General features: G+C 61.9%; 17 protein-coding genes. 14 read left to right on the forward strand and 3 right to left on the reverse strand.

Features of this window, described 5'->3' with window-relative positions:
• The first annotated feature begins 1 nt into the window (after nt 1).
• From MGMAQ_RS00205 to MGMAQ_RS00220, 4 genes are read left to right on the forward strand one after another with little or no spacing between them, the layout of a single operon-like run.
• Complete coding sequence (locus tag MGMAQ_RS00205) at nt 2-1,258, forward strand: hypothetical protein (protein ID WP_252508661.1); 1,257 nt, start codon at nt 2-4, stop codon at nt 1,256-1,258.
• Nucleotides 1,259-2,020, forward strand: a complete 762-nt coding sequence (locus tag MGMAQ_RS00210; protein ID WP_046019938.1) for an ABC transporter ATP-binding protein — start codon at nt 1,259-1,261, stop codon at nt 2,018-2,020. It begins immediately after the preceding gene.
• The gene (locus tag MGMAQ_RS00215; RefSeq protein WP_046019939.1) at nt 2,017-2,835 is read left to right on the forward strand and encodes an ABC transporter permease; all 819 of its coding nucleotides are present in this window, start codon (nt 2,017-2,019) and stop codon (nt 2,833-2,835) included. The genes MGMAQ_RS00210 and MGMAQ_RS00215 overlap by 4 nt, the downstream gene beginning before the upstream one ends.
• Before the next feature lie 2 nt (nt 2,836-2,837).
• Nucleotides 2,838-4,496, forward strand: coding sequence for a tetratricopeptide repeat protein (locus tag MGMAQ_RS00220; protein ID WP_158498735.1), 1,659 nt, complete (start codon nt 2,838-2,840; stop codon nt 4,494-4,496).
• Here the strand turns inward: MGMAQ_RS00220 and cobT are convergent.
• Nucleotides 4,474-5,505, reverse strand: coding sequence for a nicotinate-nucleotide--dimethylbenzimidazole phosphoribosyltransferase (gene cobT, locus MGMAQ_RS00225; RefSeq protein WP_046019941.1), 1,032 nt, complete (start codon nt 5,503-5,505; stop codon nt 4,474-4,476). The two genes, MGMAQ_RS00220 and cobT, sit on opposite strands and share 23 nt — an antisense overlap.
• 98 nt (nt 5,506-5,603) lie before the next feature.
• Between cobT and cobS the strand changes: the two genes are divergently transcribed.
• The 10 genes from cobS to MGMAQ_RS00275 all read left to right on the forward strand — a co-directional run bounded on the left by cobS (nt 5,604) and on the right by MGMAQ_RS00275 (nt 17,158).
• Nucleotides 5,604-6,389, forward strand: coding sequence for an adenosylcobinamide-GDP ribazoletransferase (gene cobS, locus MGMAQ_RS00230; protein ID WP_046019942.1), 786 nt, complete (start codon nt 5,604-5,606; stop codon nt 6,387-6,389).
• Nucleotides 6,389-7,042 carry a histidine phosphatase family protein gene (locus tag MGMAQ_RS00235; protein ID WP_046019943.1) on the forward strand — a complete coding sequence of 218 codons (654 nt, stop codon included), beginning with the start codon at nt 6,389-6,391 and terminating at the stop codon, nt 7,040-7,042. The genes cobS and MGMAQ_RS00235 overlap by 1 nt, the downstream gene beginning before the upstream one ends.
• Nucleotides 7,043-7,044: 2 nt before the next feature.
• On the forward strand, nt 7,045-7,575 hold the full coding sequence (cobU, locus tag MGMAQ_RS00240) for a bifunctional adenosylcobinamide kinase/adenosylcobinamide-phosphate guanylyltransferase (protein ID WP_198409140.1): 531 nt from the start codon (nt 7,045-7,047) through the stop codon (nt 7,573-7,575).
• Nucleotides 7,572-8,603, forward strand: a complete 1,032-nt coding sequence (gene cobW, locus MGMAQ_RS00245; protein ID WP_046019944.1) for a cobalamin biosynthesis protein CobW — start codon at nt 7,572-7,574, stop codon at nt 8,601-8,603. Before cobU ends, cobW begins: the two co-directional genes overlap by 4 nt.
• Before the next feature lie 100 nt (nt 8,604-8,703).
• Nucleotides 8,704-9,081: a hypothetical protein gene (locus tag MGMAQ_RS00250; protein ID WP_046019945.1), complete on the forward strand. Its 378-nt coding sequence runs from the start codon at nt 8,704-8,706 to the stop codon at nt 9,079-9,081.
• Nucleotides 9,082-9,161: 80 nt separating this feature from the next.
• Entirely contained in the window at nt 9,162-12,896 is a 3,735-nt protein-coding gene (gene cobN, locus MGMAQ_RS00255) for a cobaltochelatase subunit CobN (protein WP_046019946.1), read from the forward strand.
• On the forward strand, nt 12,897-13,787 hold the full coding sequence (locus MGMAQ_RS00260; protein ID WP_046019947.1) for a DMT family transporter: 891 nt from the start codon (nt 12,897-12,899) through the stop codon (nt 13,785-13,787).
• 106 nt (nt 13,788-13,893) lie between these two features.
• The gene (locus MGMAQ_RS19095) at nt 13,894-15,561 is read left to right on the forward strand and encodes an ATP-binding protein (protein ID WP_158498736.1); all 1,668 of its coding nucleotides are present in this window, start codon (nt 13,894-13,896) and stop codon (nt 15,559-15,561) included.
• A 69-nt stretch (nt 15,562-15,630) separates the two neighbouring features.
• Nucleotides 15,631-16,596, forward strand: coding sequence for an ion transporter (locus MGMAQ_RS00270; protein WP_052715999.1), 966 nt, complete (start codon nt 15,631-15,633; stop codon nt 16,594-16,596).
• Nucleotides 16,597-16,690: 94 nt separating this feature from the next.
• Nucleotides 16,691-17,158: an SAM-dependent methyltransferase gene (locus tag MGMAQ_RS00275; protein WP_198409141.1), complete on the forward strand. Its 468-nt coding sequence runs from the start codon at nt 16,691-16,693 to the stop codon at nt 17,156-17,158.
• Here the strand turns inward: MGMAQ_RS00275 and MGMAQ_RS00280 are convergent.
• Both MGMAQ_RS00280 and MGMAQ_RS00285 read right to left on the reverse strand, forming a co-directional pair.
• A complete protein-coding gene (locus MGMAQ_RS00280) occupies nt 17,130-17,522 on the reverse strand; it encodes a DUF423 domain-containing protein (protein ID WP_046019948.1) in 393 nt (130 codons plus the stop codon). The two genes, MGMAQ_RS00275 and MGMAQ_RS00280, sit on opposite strands and share 29 nt — an antisense overlap.
• Before the next feature lie 4 nt (nt 17,523-17,526).
• Entirely contained in the window at nt 17,527-17,778 is a 252-nt protein-coding gene (locus MGMAQ_RS00285) for a DUF1178 family protein (RefSeq protein ID WP_046019949.1), read from the reverse strand.
• Nucleotides 17,779-17,829: the final 51 nt, after the last annotated feature.

The raw sequence follows: 17,829 nt of genomic DNA on the forward strand, positions 1-17,829 counted from the left end.
CATGGATAGTCAAAAACGTCTGCCCAGTCAGGAAAGCCTATTCCTGGATTACGTCCAGCGTCTGGACGACCACAAGGACGGGCGGATGATGATTCATATCCATATGTCCGACTTGCGCCCCTATAACCGCCGCGACCACCATCTGCGCATCGCCGCCAACAGCTTTGAAAGTCTGGTCAAAAGCCTCCAGGGTCAGCTTTTTACCCTCAGTAATTCCGACATGTTGCTGATCTTCCGCAAGGACGCCCTGCACGAGGTGGAGACCTCGGTGGTCAAGCTGCGTTTCATGTTCGGCGATGATCCGTTGCTGGTGAAGGACGCCGACGACGTGGACAAATTCTGCTCCTGGTATGACGCCGACAGCCAGTATCAGGAGATCCTCGATCTGGCCAAGGGCATGATCGACGAGGAACGCCATCGAGACGACGAAGTGGTGGCCGAGGAAGAGGCCAAGGCCGCCCTGCGCGCCAAACAGGAACGCGGCGAACCGATCACGCCGAAGCTGTTGGCCAGCCTTGAGGAAGGCCTCATGCGCGCCGATTTGTCCAACATGGTGCGGCGGCAATATGCCTCGGCCATTGTCGGGACGGCGGCGCCGCAGCCGGTGTTCAGCGAGATGTTCATTTCCATCCGCGATTTGCGCGAGGCCATGATGCCGGGGGTGGATCTGACCTCGAACCGCTGGCTGTTCCAGCATTTGACCGGCATTCTCGACCGACGCGTCCTGTCATTGCTCAATAAAGCCGACCATATGACCCTGTCGGGGGATATCAGCTTCAATCTGAATATCGCGACCTTGCTGTCGCCGGAGTTCCTGGCCTTTGATGATGCGGTGATCGCCAGCCGCCGGGGCACCATGGTGGTGGAACTTCAACAGATCGATATCTTTCAGGACCTGGGCGCCTTCATGTTTGCCCGAGAATTCATCAAAGAGCGAGGCTATCGCTTGTGCATCGACGGGCTACGGCGCAACACCATCGGCCTGATCGACCGCGAGGGCCTGGGCGCCGATATGGTCAAGTTGATCTGGACCCCGGACATGGCCACGGAGGACCCGGACGAAATGGCCGAGATGAAGGCCATGATCGACAATGTGGGCGGTGACCGGGTGGTGCTTTGCCGCTGCGATACCCGCCAGTCGGTGGACTTCGGTCAGGCCCTGGGAATCGCCGTGTTCCAAGGCCGCCACGTGGAAAACCTGATTGCCGAGGAGCATCGCAAGCAAGAGCTTTTGCAACGCAAGCGGCGGCGCTCCTGAATGGCCGAACCCCCTCCCGTTGCCGAGATTACCCACCTGGTGAAGACTTTCGAGGCGATCACCGCCGTGGACGGTATCTCGTTTTCCGTGCCCGCCGGATCCACCACCGCCTTGCTGGGCGGCAATGGGGCGGGCAAAACAACCACCTTGTCCATGTTGCTGGGCTTGTTGCTGCCGACGTCCGGAGGCATCACCATATTCGGCGAGGATATGTTGCGCGACCGGCATAAGGTATTGCCGCGCATGAATTTTTCCAGCCCCTACGTGGACCTGCCCCGCCGCCTGACCGTGCGCGAGAACCTGACCATCTATGCCCACCTCTATGGTCTGCATGACTATCGAACCCGCATGGCGGAGCTGGCCGGGGATCTGGATATCGCCGGACTGATGAAGCGTCATACGGGCGAGTTATCAGCCGGGCAGCGGACCCGGGTCGCCTTGGCCAAGTCCTTGCTCAACGAACCGGACCTGTTGCTGCTGGATGAGCCCACGGCATCCTTGGACCCGGACACCGGCGATTGGATCCGCACCTATCTGGAGCGCTATCGTGAGCGCACCGGGGCGACCATCTTGCTGGCGTCGCACAATATGGCCGAGGTGGAACGGCTTTGTGATCATGTGCTGATGATGCGCGCCGGGAAGATCGTCGATCAAGGCTCGCCGGATCAGTTGCTGACCCGCTATGGCCAGGAAAACCTGGAAGAAGTATTCCTGGATATTGCCCGCGACCGGCGCGGCGGCCCGTTGGAGGTCGCCTCATGAGCCTTTCCCATGCCGCCCTTTGGTTTTCCTGGCGCCGGGTTGGCGGCATCATGTTGCGCCACCTTTATGTGTTGCGTTCCTCCTGGCCGCGATTGCTGGAACTGGCCTATTGGCCGTTCGTGCAGATGATAACCTGGGGCTTTGTCACCTCCTTTTTCCTCGAGCATTCTTCCTATGTGGCGCAGGCGGCGGGAGTGTTGATCTCGGCGGTATTGCTGTGGGATATCCTGTTCCGCGCCAATCTGGGTATTTCCCTCTCGTTCATGGAGGAAATGTGGTCGCGCAATCTGGGCCAGCTTTACGTCAGCCCCTTGCGGCCCATGGAACATGTGGCGGCCTTGATGAGCATGAGCCTGATCCGCACGGCTATCAGTGTCACCCCGGCGGCTTTGCTGTCTCTGCCCTTGTATGATGTTTGGGTCTTTGCCTTGGGGCCGCCGTTGATCGCCTTTTTCGTCGCTTTGATGATCTTTGGTTGGTCCATCGGCTTGCTGGTCTCGGCGTTGGTGCTGCGATTCGGCATGGGGGCGGAAAGCCTGGCCTGGGTGGCCATTTTCGCCGTGGCGCCCCTGTCGGGGATTTACTATCCGGTGGAGACCCTGCCCGAGTGGCTGCGGCCGGTTTCCTACGCCTTGCCGTCAAGCCATGTGTTCGAAGGCATGCGCGCGGTGTTGCAGGGCGAAGGTTTCCGCATGGACCACTTTCTGTGGTCCTTGGGACTCAATGGAATCTACCTGAGCCTCGCCGGAGGATGGTTCCTGTTCACCCTGCGCGTGGCGCGGATCAAAGGACTGCTGTTGCAACAAGGAGAATGACCTTGGCCGAGCAAGAGGACATCCGGGACTTGCTGATCCAAGGCGCCGAGCGCCATCGGGCCGGGGATATCCTCGGGGCCGCCGAGATCTATCTCCAGGCTCAAGCTCTCGACCCCCGCAATGGCACGGTTCTCGGGAATCTGGGCGTCGCCCTGCGCGGCTTGGGACACCAAGAAAAGGCCCTGTTGGTGCTGGAAAAAGCCGCCACCTTTGCGCCCGGGGATCCGGAAACCCAGTACAATTTCGGCAATGCCCTGCGCGATGCCGGGCGTCTCGAGGACGCGGTGACCTGTTTTCGCCGGGCCATCGCGCTACGCCCGACCCTGCCCGGACCCCATGTGAACCTGTCTTTGATCCTGGGCCATCTGGGTCGGCACGAAGCAGCGGCACAGGCCGCCCGGTTGGGGTTGCTGCACAGGCCGGACAACGGCTCTTTGTGGATGAATTTGGGTGTGGCGCTGTCCAACATGAAGCACCATGAGGCGGCGGTAGCCTGCTTTTACCGGGCCGTGGCGCATCGCCCCGACGATCCGGCCATTCATCTGAATTTGGCCTCGGCCCATTTCACCCTGTCACAAATCGAGTCCTCGGCGGCGGCGGCCCGCGCGGCCTTGAGCCTGCAACCGGATCGGCCTGCCGCCCATGCCCTGTTGGGTCAGGCCTTGACCTCGCAAGGACGGCTGGATGAGGCTTTATCCGCGCTGAATCAGGCGCTGGCCTTGGAGCCGGACAATCTGACCGCTCAATTGGGGCGCGCCCGGGCCCTGTTGCTGGGCGGTCGTTGGGCCGATGGATTCCCAGCCTACAGAGCCCGCTTCCGTCGGGTATCGTTTCTGACCGGCCCTTTGTCCACGCCCGCCTGGACCGGGGAGGAAGCCCCCGACCAGACTCTCTTGCTGCACGCGGAACAAGGGCTGGGCGATACCCTCATGGGCCTGCGATTTGTGGCCGCCGCGCGGGCCCGCGTGGGCCGGGTGGTGATCCAGGTACCGCCGACGCTGATGGGATTGGCGGCCCGGGTGGAGGGAGTGGACGATGTTGTCTCCCTGAGCGATCCGGTTCCGGCCCATGATATTCAGGCACCCATGCTGGACCTGCTGCGATGTCTGGCCATTGATCCCGAGACCGTCCCGGCGGCGATGCCTTATCTGTCCGTGCCCGAAGATTTGGAAACCCCCGCGCGACCCGCTGGCGATGAGCGGCTCTATGTGGGGTTGATCTGGGCCGGGGATCCGCGCCACGACAATGATGTGAATCGCAGTTGCGGTCTGGAACCGCTGATGCCGTTGTTGGCGCTGCCCGGCATTCGGTTTTTATCCCTGCAAGTGGGCGAACCGAGGCAACAGCTTGTGGAAAAGGGCGCCCTGGGTCTGGTCGAGGATATTGCCCCCGCGTTGACCGATTTTTCACAAACCGCCCGCTTCCTCATGGGCCTGGATCTGCTGATTTCGGTGGATACCGGGCCGGTACATTTGGCCGGCGCCCTGAATCGGCCCTGTTGGGTTCTGCTGCCCCATGCGCCAGACTGGCGCTGGATGTTGGATCGCACCGACAGTCCTTGGTATCCGTCATTGACGCTCTATCGGCAACCGACGGTCGGGGACTGGCAAACCGTCGTCGAGCGGGTCAAGGACGATCTCAGAAATCAGACCGGTTGCTGACCGCCGCTTCGTGGAACGTGGCCATGCCGGTGTGACATTCCACCGCGGCGCGGGCCAGACCGACGGCCAAAACCGCGCCCGAGGCTTCGCCCAACCGCATGTTCAGATCCAGCAACGGAGCCTTGTCGATATGATCGGCCAGGTGCCGGTGCCCCGGTTCGGCGGAGACGTGGGCCACTTGGCAATGGTCCAGGGCGCCGGGCTGGAAGACCTGCAGCACGGCGGCGGCGGCGGTACAGACATAGCCGTCCAATAGCACCGGAATGCGCAGCAGCCGGGCGCTGATGACCGCCCCGACAATGGCCGCCAATTCGCGCCCGCCGAGACAGCGCAGGACTTCCAAGGCATCGGTCATGGTCTCGGCGTGCAAGGCGACGGACTGTTCGATGACCTGCGCCTTGTGGGTCAAGGCATCGCCCTCGACGCCGGTGCCCGGCCCGACCCAATGGTTCGCATGACCCCCGAAAAGGGCCTGACAGACCGCGGCGGCGGATGAAGTATTACCGATGCCCATCTCGCCCAGGCACAGAAGGTCGGCCTTGCGGTCGATGGCCTGCATGCCAAAGGTCAGGGCATGGAGCAGTTCCTCCTCGCTCATGGCTGGTTTTTGGCTGAAGTCGGCGGTGGGGCGGTCCAGGGCCATTTCGTCGACCACCAGGGCCACGTCGAACACCCGGCAGAGCTGATTGATGGCGGCGCCGCCAGCCAGGAAGTTGGCGACCATTTGCCCGGTAACCTCGGCGGGAAAGGCCGAGACCCCTTGCGCCGTCACCCCGTGATTGCCGGCGAACACATGGGCGCAGACATTGTCCAGACGCGGCGGGTGGCGCCCCTGCCAGGCCGACAGCCATTTGCTCAGGTCTTCCAGCCGGCCCAGGGATCCGGCCGGCTTGGTCAGTTGTGGTTCCAGGGAGACAGCGCGCTTGGCGGCTTCGTCGTCAGGACCCGGCAGGTCGCGCAGCATGTCGCGCAGCTGGTCCAGGCTGTCGATTCGCGGCAACATAGACATAATTTTCTTCCCCCTGGTGATCCCATGCCCATCTGACCTATAACCCATCCCACAAGTCCTGCATAGAAACCCCGAACGGAAACCCCGAGCCAACGCCCATGAGCACCCCGCAACCCCATGCGCCAAGCGGCAACGATCTGCTGATTGCCGTCGGATTTCTGACCCGGCTGCCGGTCCCCCACCCGGCGGTCCTGGCGCCCGATGCCCTGGCCCGGTCGGTCTGGGCCTTTCCGTTGGTCGGTCTGTTGGTGGGCGGGGCCGCCTCGGTGGTTTGGGTTATGGCCGATTTGTCGCAACTGCCGGGCACGGTCTCGGCCATGCTGGCGGTGATGACGGTGGTGATCCTCACCGGCGCGCTGCACGAAGACGGCCTGGCCGATCTGGTCGATGGTCTCGGCGGCGGCTGGGACCGGGAGCGGCGGCTGGAGGTCATGCGCGATTCCCGGGTCGGTGTATTTGGCGTGCTGGGGCTGATTTTCTCCGTTGCCTTGCGGGTGGCGGTGCTGGCGTCCGTGGACCATGCCGGACAGGCGGTGCCCTTGATCCTGGCCTCGGAAACCCTGTCTCGCGGAGTCATCCCGCAGGTCATGCTACGGCTCTCGCCGGCCCGCGCCGATGGTCTTGCCCAAGGGGCCGGGCGACCGCAGGAAGGGGCCAGCAATCTGGCCTTATTGATGGCTGGGGGACTGGTGATTCTATTGCTGGGATTTCAAGCTGGCGGCGGCGCTTTGGCCGGGGGGCTGGTGGCGGCCTGGGCGGTGGCATCCCTGGCCAAGGCCAAGCTCGGCGGGCAGACCGGCGATGTGCTGGGCGCGGTGCAGCAAGCCGCGTTATTGGCGGCTTTGGTCGGGGGTCTTGGGGCCGGAAACTGGGGGGGCTGGTAATGGGCGAGACAACCCGTTTTTGGTGGATCCGCCATGCGCCGGTGCCCAGGCACCTGCACGGCGGCACCATCTATGGCAATCTGGACCTGTCGTGTGACTGTTCCGACCGGGCGGCGTTCGAAGGCCTCGCCAGACAGCTTCCCAAGCAGGCTGTTTTGGTCACCAGCCACCTCAAACGTACCCATGAGACCGCCCAGGCGATTCGCGATGCCGGACTGGAAGGGCCTGATCCCCTCCAGGATGCGGATCTGGGAGAGCAGGATTTCGGTCGCTGGCATGGCACCACCTGGGATGATCTGCGCGCTGCCAACCAGGCCGAAATGGCGGCGTTTTGGAAAGTGCCGTCGCTCAGCCGTCCTCCCGGGGGCGAGTGCTTTGCCGATGTGATGATTCGCGTCGCCCCGGCCATGGAGCGGCTGTCCGAAAGCCATGCCGGACGGGATATCATCCTGGTCGCCCATGGCGGGTCCATTCGCGCCGCGTTGGGTCATGCCCTGGGGCTGGCGCCGGCCCAGGCGCTGATGTTCAAGATCGATAATCTGTCCATCACCCGCATCGACCATATTCCCTCCGGCCATCTGGGGGGGTACGGTGGAGCCTGGCGGGTGGCGACGGTCAACCGCCCGCCCATCGCCGACGAGGGAGCCCAATAGCCATGTCAGACCTGTTGACCCTGCCGCCCATGACCCTGGTGCTCGGCGGCATCCGTTCGGGCAAGAGCGCTTATGCGGAAAAGCTCATCGAATCGGCGGGCGGCGGTCTCTATCTGGCCACCGCCGAGGCCCGCGACGACGAAATGAAAGCCCGCATTCAACGTCATCGCGAACGCCGGGGACCCTTGTGGGAAACCGTCGAGGAGCCTCTGGACCTGGTCACGGTGATCCACAAGGCCAAGCGTCCGGTTCTCATAGACTGTGTGACCATATGGCTGAACAATTTGGTCGAGGCCCAGGCCGACGTGGCGGTGCAGGTGAAGAAGCTGGGCGCCGAACTCTTGCAGCCGCCGGTGCCGGTGGTCCTGGTCACCAACGAAGTGGGTTTGGGCGGGATCTCCGACAACGCCGCCGCCCGCGCCTTTGCTGATTTACAAGGCGCATCCAATCAAATTTTTGCCGAAGTGGCCCGCCGGGTGGTGTTTGTCGCCGCTGGCCTGCCCATGACCTTGAAGGATATGAGCCAAGCATGAAGCCCCGCATCCCCGCCACCGTCATCACCGGTTTCCTCGGTGCCGGCAAGACCACCTTGATCCGCCACTTGATCGAAACCGCCAACGGGCGGCGATTGGCGCTGATCATCAACGAATTCGGCGACCTGGGAGTGGACAAGGAACTGCTCAGCGGCTGCGGCATCGACGGCTGCAACGAGGACAATCTGATCGAATTGTCCAATGGCTGTTTGTGCTGCACCGTCGCCGATGAATTCCTGCCGACGATCCAGAAACTGCTCGATCAGCCCAGTCCGCCAGATCATATCGTAATCGAAACATCAGGTCTCGCTTTGCCGAGGCCCCTTGTAAAAGCGTTCGATTGGCCGGAGGTTCGGTCTCGTGTGACGGTGGATGGGGTCGTTGCGGTGGTCGATACCCCGGCGGTGGCCGAAGGTCGTTTCGCTTTCGATCCTGACGCTGTTGCCGATGAAGCCGAGGCGGACGGGGCGCTGGCCCATGATGACGCCTTGGAGGAACTGTTCGAAGACCAATTGGCCTGTGCCGATCTGGTGATTCTCAACAAGACCGACCTGACCGATGACGAAACCCTGGGGCAGGCGCTGGCAACCGTGCAAGGCGGCATCCGCCAAGGGGTGTCGCTGATCCGCGCCGACCATGGCCGGGTGGATGGTCAGGTGGTGTTGGGATTGGAAGCGGCGGCCGAGGATGATCTGGCGGCCCGGCCATCCCATCATGACGGTCCCCACGATGATCACGATCACGACGATTTCGAAAGCTTCATCGTCGATCTGGGGCCCATTGCCGATCCCGAAGCCTTGGAGGGCCGGGTGCGGGCCGCTGCCGAAGCCCACGACATCCTGCGGGTGAAGGGCTTCCTGGACGTGCCGGGCAAGCCCCTGCGCCATGTGTTGCAGGCCGTCGGGCCGCGCATCGAGCGCTATTTCGATCGTCCCTGGAAAGCCGACGAAGCGCGGGCCAGCCGCCTTGTGGTGATTGGTCATCATGGCCTCGACCGGCCCGGTATCGCGACCCTTCTTGCGGGTTGATGGAGGCCGGAACTCTCATAGAGAGTCCGCAAGATTGAAAAAAAGCCAAAATAGACGTACCCTGTGGGCATAAAAAACAAAGCATGCTGGGAGATTTGTTATGGGGAGAATACTGATCGGGGCCATAGCCCTGGGCGCCGTTCTGTCGTTACCCGCTATCCCTTCGGCTTTTGCCGAAGAAATGACCATGGACAGCGATGCCACGCAGAAACTGGTTAACGGCAATACGGCGGTGGGCAAGGGAATCATCGCTTTCTACGATCCCGACGGCACGGTTCGGGCGCGCAACAACGAAGGCTACTATTCCGGTCGTTGGTGGGTCAGCCAGGGGGGCAAGCATTGCGTCCACTGGGAAGGCGATCCGCTGGAAGCCTGTTTGGGCATCAGCCAAGGCTCGCCCAATCGATACATGGTCATTGATGAGGGCCGGGTGGTTGGCGACTTCTCGATGATTCCGGGCAATCCGCACGGCTTGTAAAGGGTGCCGTTCGGAATTGGCTTGATTCCTCGGCCATAGGCGCTACCTATGCAGCCTTCCTGCCGCATGGGAGTTCCTGAATGCACCTGCTCGCCGCGACGCCTGGCGAAATTACCGACGGATCGGAAGCCATCGACCTGGGCCAGACCCCGGGCGATATCATCGTGCTGAGCGCGGCGGATACCGAGATCGCTTGCCTGGCCCGCGCCAACCGCCAAAGATTGGCGGACAATGTCCAAATTCCCAGCTTGCGCCTGGCCTCCTTATTGCACCTGGGTCACCCCCTTTCCGTGGATCTCTACGTGGAAACCATCATCGCCAAGGCGCGTTTGGTGGTCATCCGGCTGCTCGGGGGGCGGGCCTATTGGGCTTACGGGGTGGAGCAGATCATCGAATGCTGCCACAGACACCAGATTCCCCTCGCTTTGTTGCCCGGCGACGATCAGCCGGACCCTGATCTGTTGGAATCATCCACTTTGGACGCCGCTGCGGTTCATCGGCTTTGGCAATATCTAGTATACGGAGGCCTGGAAAACAGCCAGATGTTCCTTGCGTATGCCGAATCGCTGCTGGGGAGCGAGACGATCTGGGCTGAACCGGCGCCGCTTTTGAAGGCCGGGCTCTATCAATCGGCAACTTTGGACGACTTGAGGCGGAATTGGGTCGCCAATGGCCCCATCGCGGCGGTTGTTTTCTATCGGGCGCTGCTGTTGTCGGGCAATACGGCCGGCATTGATGCAATAATTAATGAATTAAAACAAAGACATATAAATGTTTTGCCAATTTTTGTCGGTAGCTTAAAGGATTCCGTGGCCCAAGGGGTCCTGGCCGATATATTTGAACAAGCAGTACCAAATATCATTCTCAACGCGACGGCCTTTGCGGTCGCCGCGCCAGGGGGTAAATCGCCTCCATCGCCCCTGTCGGCGCCCGGTTGTCCGGTGTTGCAGCTGGTGGCTTCGGGCGGGACCGTCCAAAATTGGCGTGACGGCACCCGGGGCCTGTCGGCGCGGGATATCGCCATGAATGTCGCCCTGCCGGAAGTGGACGGTCGCATCCTGGCGGGGGTAATCAGTTTCAAGGGCCCGGCGGAGCGCGACGAGGCGACCCAATGCGATCTGGTGGCCTATGAGCCCGAACCCGACCGGGTGCGCTTTATCGCGGATCTGGCGACCAATTGGATCAATCTGGGCGAGACACCGACGGAAAATCGGCGGGTGGCTCTGATTTTGGCCAATTATCCGACCCGGGACGGGCGCTTGGGCAATGGGGTGGGGCTGGATACCCCGGCAGCGGCTGTGGGCATCCTGAGAGCGCTGAGGGCCGAGGGCTACGAAAGTGACGAAATCCCATCCGACGGCGACGCCCTGATCCGGCGATTGCTGGAGGGCCCGACCAACCAGCGGGATCGTGACCGACAGACCCGTGCCAAGCTTTCTCTTGCCGACTACGAGGCCTGGTTCCATCGCTTGCCTCTGGAGGCCCGTCGGAAGATCCTGGCTCGCTGGGGCACCCCGGAAGCCGATCCGCGTTTTGCCGACGATGGGGGCTTCCAAGTGGCGGTGTTGCCCCTGGGGAATGTGGTGGTCGGCATCCAACCGGCGCGCGGCTATGACATTGATCCCCAGAGCAGCTATCACGACCCGGACCTGGTCCCGCCGCACGGCTATTTGGCCTTTTATGCCTGGCTCAGCCAGCAGTTCGGTGCCCAGGCGATCATTCATCTGGGCAAGCATGGCAATCTGGAATGGCTGCCGGGCAAGTCCCTGGCCTTGTCCGATGAATGCTATCCCCAGGCCATCCTGGGGCCGTTGCCGCATCTTTACCCTTTCATCGTCAACGATCCGGGGGAAGGCACCCAGGCCAAACGCCGCACCCAGGGGGTGATCATCGACCACCTGACCCCACCCCTGACCCGCGCCGAGAGCTATGGCCCTTTGCGTGATCTGGAGCGGCTGGTGGACGAATACTACGAGGCCGCCGGGGTCGATCCGCGCCGCCTGCGGCTGTTGCGCGACGAGATTCTGTCCCTTTGCCGGGTCACCGGCCTGGATACGGACTGTGGTATCGCCGAAGGAGAGGGAGAGGACGAAGCTCTGGGCAAGCTCGACAACTACCTGTGTGAACTCAAGGAATTGCAGATCCGAGACGGCCTGCATGTGTTCGGTGAAAGCCCGTCGGGGGATCTGCGGACCCATCTTCTGGTGGCCCTGGCCCGGGTGCCGCGTGGCGACGGCAAGGGTGGACGGGCCTCGTTGCTGCGCGCCCTGGCCGATGACTTGAGCCTGGGGTTCGATCCTTTGGACTGCCAACTGGGCGACCCCTGGCTGGGACCGCGCCCGCAAATCCTGGCGGGTGACGATCCTTGGCGCACCATCGGCGATACGGTGGAACGGCTGGAAATCCTGGCCGCGGATCTGGTCGGCGGGAAGAGGCAGGCCGAGGCGTCTTGGCCCCGCGCGGAGGCGGTCCTCGAGGCCATCACCAATCAGATCGGCCCGGCCGTGGCCGCCTGCGGCGAGGCGGAAATGAATGCCTTGCTGCGCGGGCTGGACGGAAAGTTCGTCGACCCCGGCCCCTCCGGCGCCCCGACCCGGGGACGCCCCGACGTGCTGCCCACCGGACGCAATTTCTATTCCGTGGACGTGCGCGCCGTCCCGACCCAGGCGGCCTGGTCCCTGGGCTGGAAATCGGCGACCCTGCTCATCGAGCGCCATGCCCAGGAACAAGGGGATTGGCCCCGACGTCTGGCGCTCACCGCCTGGGGCACGTCCAACATGCGCACCGGCGGCGATGACATCTCCCAGGCCCTGGCCCTGTTGGGGGTCACGCCCACCTGGGACCGGATCTCCGGCCGGGTGACGGGGTTTGAGATCCTGCCCGCGACGGTTTTGGGCCGTCCTCGGGTGGATGTGACCCTGCGGGTATCCGGATTCTTCCGCGATGCCTTTCCCGGGCTCATCGATTTGTTCGATTCGGCGACACGGGCGGTGGCCGATCTGGATGAACCCGCCGAGGAAAATCCCCTGGCCGCCCGGGTGCGCGAGGAGCGCGCCGGACTGATGGCCGAGGGCGCCTCCGCCGATCAGGCCCGCCGTCGCGCCGGAACCCGCGTCTTTGGGTCCAAGCCGGGAGCCTATGGGGCCGGATTGCAGGCCTTGATTGATGAGAAGGGCTGGGATAGCGCCGATGATCTGGCGCGGGCCTATGTGGCCTGGGGCGGCTGGGCCTATGGCGCCGGGGCCGAGGGGGATCAGGCCCACGATTTGTTCGAAACCCGTCTGGGCGCCGTGGAAGCGGTGATCCAGAATCAGGATAACCGCGAACACGATATTCTGGATTCAGACGATTATTACCAGTTCGAAGGCGGCATGACGGCGGCGGTGCGGATGTTGTCGGGCCAACAGCCAACGGTTTATCACGGCGATCACTCACGGCCCGAAACACCGGTAATCCGCACGCTGGACGAAGAGGTCGCGCGGGTGGTTCGCGCCCGGGCGGCCAACCCCAAATGGATCGCGGGCGTCATGCGCCATGGTTACAAGGGGGCTTTCGAGATGGCCGCCACCGTGGACTATCTATTCGCCTTTGCCGCCACGGCGCGCTGTGTGCGCGACCATCATTTCGATGCTCTGTTCGAGGCCTATCTGGGTGACGACCAGGTGCGCCAGTTCATCGCCGACCATAATCCGGCGGCATTGAATGAAATGGCCGAGCGGTTCCAGGAAGCCCTGGACCGCCATCTTTGGCGCCCGCGCCGCAACTCCACCCCCGACCGCCTTGCCGGAATTCTGGCGCCGGGCGAGGACAGGTAGATGCTGAAATCCATCTATGGACAACCCTATCTGGTTTTGACCCTGGCGGTATCCTTCTGGTCAATCAATTTCATCGTCGGGCGGGCGGTGCATTTGGATGTGCCGCCGGTGGGCTTGGCCTGGTGGCGTTGGGCCGGGGCGCTGATTCTGCTCACCCCCTTTGCTTGGCGGCACCTGCGCGGTGACTGGCCCGCCCTGCGCGCCGGATGGCGGGTCACCTTGCTTTGTGCCCTGACCGGCATCGCGGTTTTCAATACCCTTGTGTATATGGGTCTGCATCATACCCAAGCCATCAACGCCGCCCTGTTGCAGTCGGCCATGCCGTCGCTGATCGTGCTGCTGGCTTTTGTCTCGGCGGGGGATCTGTTCCGGCCCGTGCAACTGATGGGGCTGCTGCTGTCCACCGTCGGCGTGCTGACGGTGGTGACCAAGGGCGACCCGGGGGTGTTGATCAACCTGTCTCTCAACAAAGGCGACCTGATGGTGCTGGTGGCGGTGATCTGTTACGCGGTCTATTCCGTGGCGGTGCGCAAACGTCCGGCGGTGCATCCGTTGAGCTTTCTGTGGGTCATTTTCGCCCTCGGCCTGGGCATGCTGACGCCGTTCTATGTCCAAGAGCATCTTTCCGGTCTGGTGATGCGGTTCGACAAGACCGTTACGCTGGGCGCGGTGGCCTATGTGGCGGTGTTTCCTTCCATCCTGTCCTACCTGTTTTTCAATCGCGGCGTGGAACTGGTGGGACCGGGCCGGGCCGGGCTGTTCATCCACCTCTTGCCGGTGTTCGCCAGCCTGCTGGCGGTGGCGATCCTGGGAGAGACCTTCCGCTGGTACCACGGCGCGGGTCTGGCCTTGATCCTGGGCGGGATCGGACTGGCCAACCGGAAAGGGTGAGTGAGGCGGTTTTCGCCGGAATGGGGCCCCCAATGTGACGCCCGTCACAGATCCCCATGACAAAATGGAATATATCCTTTCGGTTCATTCCGGTAGGCTGAATCCCATGCGGGTCATCCAAATCTTTGCCATCATATTCTGGGGCATTCTGGTCATCCTTGGGCCCAGGGCCGCCGCCGCGGCCAGCTTCATGGACGGGTTTCTCAGGCAGAACGCCGTGATGCTGCTGATCGATCCGGATACCGGCGCCATCGTCGAGGCCAATCCCGCCGCCGCGGAATTTTATGGCCATGACCGTGACAAACTGAAGGCCATGAAAATCCAGGACATCAACATGTTCACCGCGGAGCAGGTGGCCCATGAGCGCAAGCTGGTGGCAACGGAAGGCCGCAACTTTTTCATTTTCCGCCACCGTCTGGCCGACGGCAGCGCGCGGACGGTAGAAGTCCACTCGGTGCCCTTGGATTTCGACGGGCGGCGGCTTCTTTACTCGTTGATCCGCGATATCTCCCACGAACGGGCCCTTCAAAAGGATCTCTGGCACTATCAAAGCCGTCTGGAACAGATGGTCGACCGGCAAACCGAAAGCATCCGCCTGAAGTCCCGCGACAATCTGATTACTCTGAGCGTCGCCACCTTTGGCCTGTTCCTGGCCTTGGTTTTTGCCATCCTGGTCCTGTTCCGCCGCTGGCAAGCGCAGAAAGAGCTGAAAGCAGAGCGCCAGAAGTACCAACGGCTGATCAACGGCCTGACCCGACACTTCATGTATACCCATGACGCCGAGGGCGTCTTTCAATATGTGAGCCCGTCCATCACCGATGTGCTCGGGTACCCGCCCGAGGCGTTCTTAACGAACTTCGACAAGTACCTGACCGACAACCCCATGAACCAGGGTGTGATCCGCTTCACCGAGCGGAGTATCCAGGGCCTGCAGCAGCCTCCCTATGAAGTGGAAATCCATCATGCGGACGGACGGGTGCGTCGCCTCGAAGTGGTCGAATCACCGGTATTCGCGGAAAACGGCGCGGTGGTGGCGGTGGAGGGCATCGCCCATGACATCACCGACCGCCACTTGGCTCATGAAGCCTTGCAACGCTCCAATGAAGACTTGCAGCGGTTCGCCTATGTGGCCTCGCACGATCTTCGGGAGCCCCTGCGCATGGTCGGCTCCTACCTGGGGCTGTTGGAACGGCGCTATGCGGATTCCCTGGACGAAGAGGCAAGGGAATATATGGATTTTGCCGTTAACGGGGCCAAGCGCATGGATGACCTCATCAATGCCCTGTTGCAATACTCACGGCTGCAGAGCCAGGGGGAGCCCTTCGCCGAAACCAATCCCGGCAATGCCCTGGACGAGGCCCTGAACCATCTACAACCCGTGTTGGCCGAAACCGATGGAACAGTGGAGGCCGACCTGCCGCCCAAGGTCAAGGCCGATGCAACACAGCTCGTGTTGCTGTTCCAAAATCTCGTCGGCAATGCCTTGAAGTACCGGCACCCCGATCGTCGGCCCCAGGTGCGGATTACCGCCTCGGTCAGGAACAACAAGGTCTGTTTCACGGTTCAGGATAACGGGATCGGCATGGACCCCGAATTCTTTGACCGGGTTTTCATCATCTTCCAACGTCTGCACACGGATGACTCCTACGAAGGCACGGGCATCGGCCTGGCCATCTGTAAACGGATCGTCGAACGCCATGGCGGTCGGATCTGGGTGCAAAGCGATGTGGGCAAGGGCAGCCGGTTTTCTTTCACGCTGCCCGTCGCGCCGTGATTCGACCGGATGGGGGCAAGGGGTCATTAACATCTTACCGATAGAGTATAGCGGCTAAGGAGTGCGCCCATGTTCTCGATAAACCGCCAACGCATTCATGAAATCCTAGATATTGCCAAGCCCAACGACCAAATGAGCCGTTGGTTCGACATTTTCATGTTTACCTTGATCAGCCTGAACGTGCTGGCTGTGGTTCTCGAATCCGTCAACTCAATCGGCCATAGGTTCGAGGGGGCGTTTCGAGTCTTTGAGATATTCTCTGTCGGGGTCTTCGTTATCGAGTACCTTCTGCGTATCTGGGCTGGGACCGAAGATTCCCGCTTCAAGGAAATGGGCGCCTTAAAGGGACGCCTTCGCTACGCCATGACGCCATTACTTTTGATCGACCTCATGGCCTTTTTGCCGTTTTTCCTGCAGTTCATCGTGCCCATTGACCTTCGTTTCATGCGGGCGATGCGTTTGTTCCGTATCCTCAGGCTGACCCGCTACAATCCGGCCATGGCCTTGATGCTAAAAGTCTTGAAGCACGAGGCTCCGGCGATGCTATCGAGTATCTACATCATGGGAATTCTCATCGTGGTGGCATCGAGCTTCATCTATCTCTTTGAACAGCATGCTCAGCCAGACAAGTTCAGTTCCATCCCGGAGGCCATGTATTGGTCGATCATCACCATGACCACGGTAGGCTTCGGAGATGTGACTCCTGTATCCGGCATGGGCAAGGTCTTTGCCGGGCTGGTGGCGGTGCTTGGCGTGGGGATGGTGGCCCTGCCCGCGGGTTTGTTGGCATCAGGATTCGCGACGGAAATTGGCGGTCGGCGTGCTCGGTATCGCCGCTTGGTGGAGCAGGCCATGCGCAACGGAGCCCTCGACCAGGGGGCGATGAATCTATTGGCGACGATCCGCGAGGATCTCGGGCTGAGCGATCTTGAGGCGCGAGAAATCACCGACGATGCCTTAGGTGAGGCAGTTGTACCACCGCGCAGTTGCCCTGCCTGTGGTCATGATTGGATCGGCGATCCTACCAACCAATGATATACGGATATTGCCGCTCTCTCTTTGGAGCAGGTATCATCGCATGGAGCGTGCTTCGTCATTTGTTTGTCGATGACCAAATGGAGACCCCGGAATGCGATCTTCTTCCGCGATGACCGTCGCCACCGCCGTGTTTGCGCTATTCCTGGCCATTGGAACACCTTCCCGAGCCGACGACGGCGTCAACGCGGTTGAGTTCAAGGTCCATCCTATCGGCTATGTGAGAAAGGCGGAGGGTAAGACGACCATTGTCCTGGACAAAAAATACCAACCGGCCCTTCTGGGTATGGAAAAGCAGCATGATATCTGGGTGATCTGGTGGTTCGACCGGAACGATACGCCCGAGATGCGCTCCATTCTTCAGGTGCACCCCAGAGCCAACCCGGACAATCCCCTGACCGGTGTGTTTTCCACCCGCGCGCCGGTGCGGCCCAACCTGATCGCCTTGACCCGCTGTAAGGTATTATCGGTGATGGACAACGTGATCGAACTCGATAGCATCGACGCCTTTCCGGATACGCCGGTGCTGGATATCAAGCGCGTGATCGAGGCCGCGCGTTGACAAATCCTGCCGCCGCCAAGGCGATCCAGCCGCCCATGAGCAGGAAGCCGCCCACCGGCGCCGCCCCGGCCACGGGCAATTCCCCGGTCAGGGACATGGCATAGAGGGTGCCGCAAAACAGGATGATGCCGCCCTGGAACCCCCAACCGGCGGCCATCACCAGCCTGGAGCCCGGCCATTGGTGCGCCATCCAGGCAACGCCGAGCAAGGCCAAGGCATGTGCCATCTGATAGCGCTCGCCGATCTGGAAGATGGGCAGATAGGAATCGGCCCCGTCCTCGCCTTGCATCATGTGCCAGCCATAGGCACCGGCGGTCAAAGCGATCAGGGCGTTGAGCGCCGCCAGGGTCAGCCATAGGCGCATGAAATCAAAGGCCGCACATGCCGGTGCCGCAGCCGCCCATGCCGCACATGGGACCAGCGGGTGCCGGTGCCGGTGCGGGCTCACTGTTTTTGGATCCGGCCACATTGGGGGCCATGATCGCCTTGGTCACGTCCGAATCGCCGCATTCCTTGCAGCTCAGCTTGCTTTCGGCCTTGAGTTCTTCGTATTCGTTGCTGCTCTTGAACCACTGCTCGAACTGATGCCCGTGGGAGCATTTCAGATTGTAGACCATCATTGTCCGGGTTTCCCTTTTTCCGGCTGTGCCATATGCGTTGGTCCTTATATA

This window comes from Magnetospira sp. QH-2 (assembly GCF_000968135.1).
Classification (GTDB): Bacteria; Pseudomonadota; Alphaproteobacteria; order Rhodospirillales; family Magnetospiraceae; genus Magnetospira.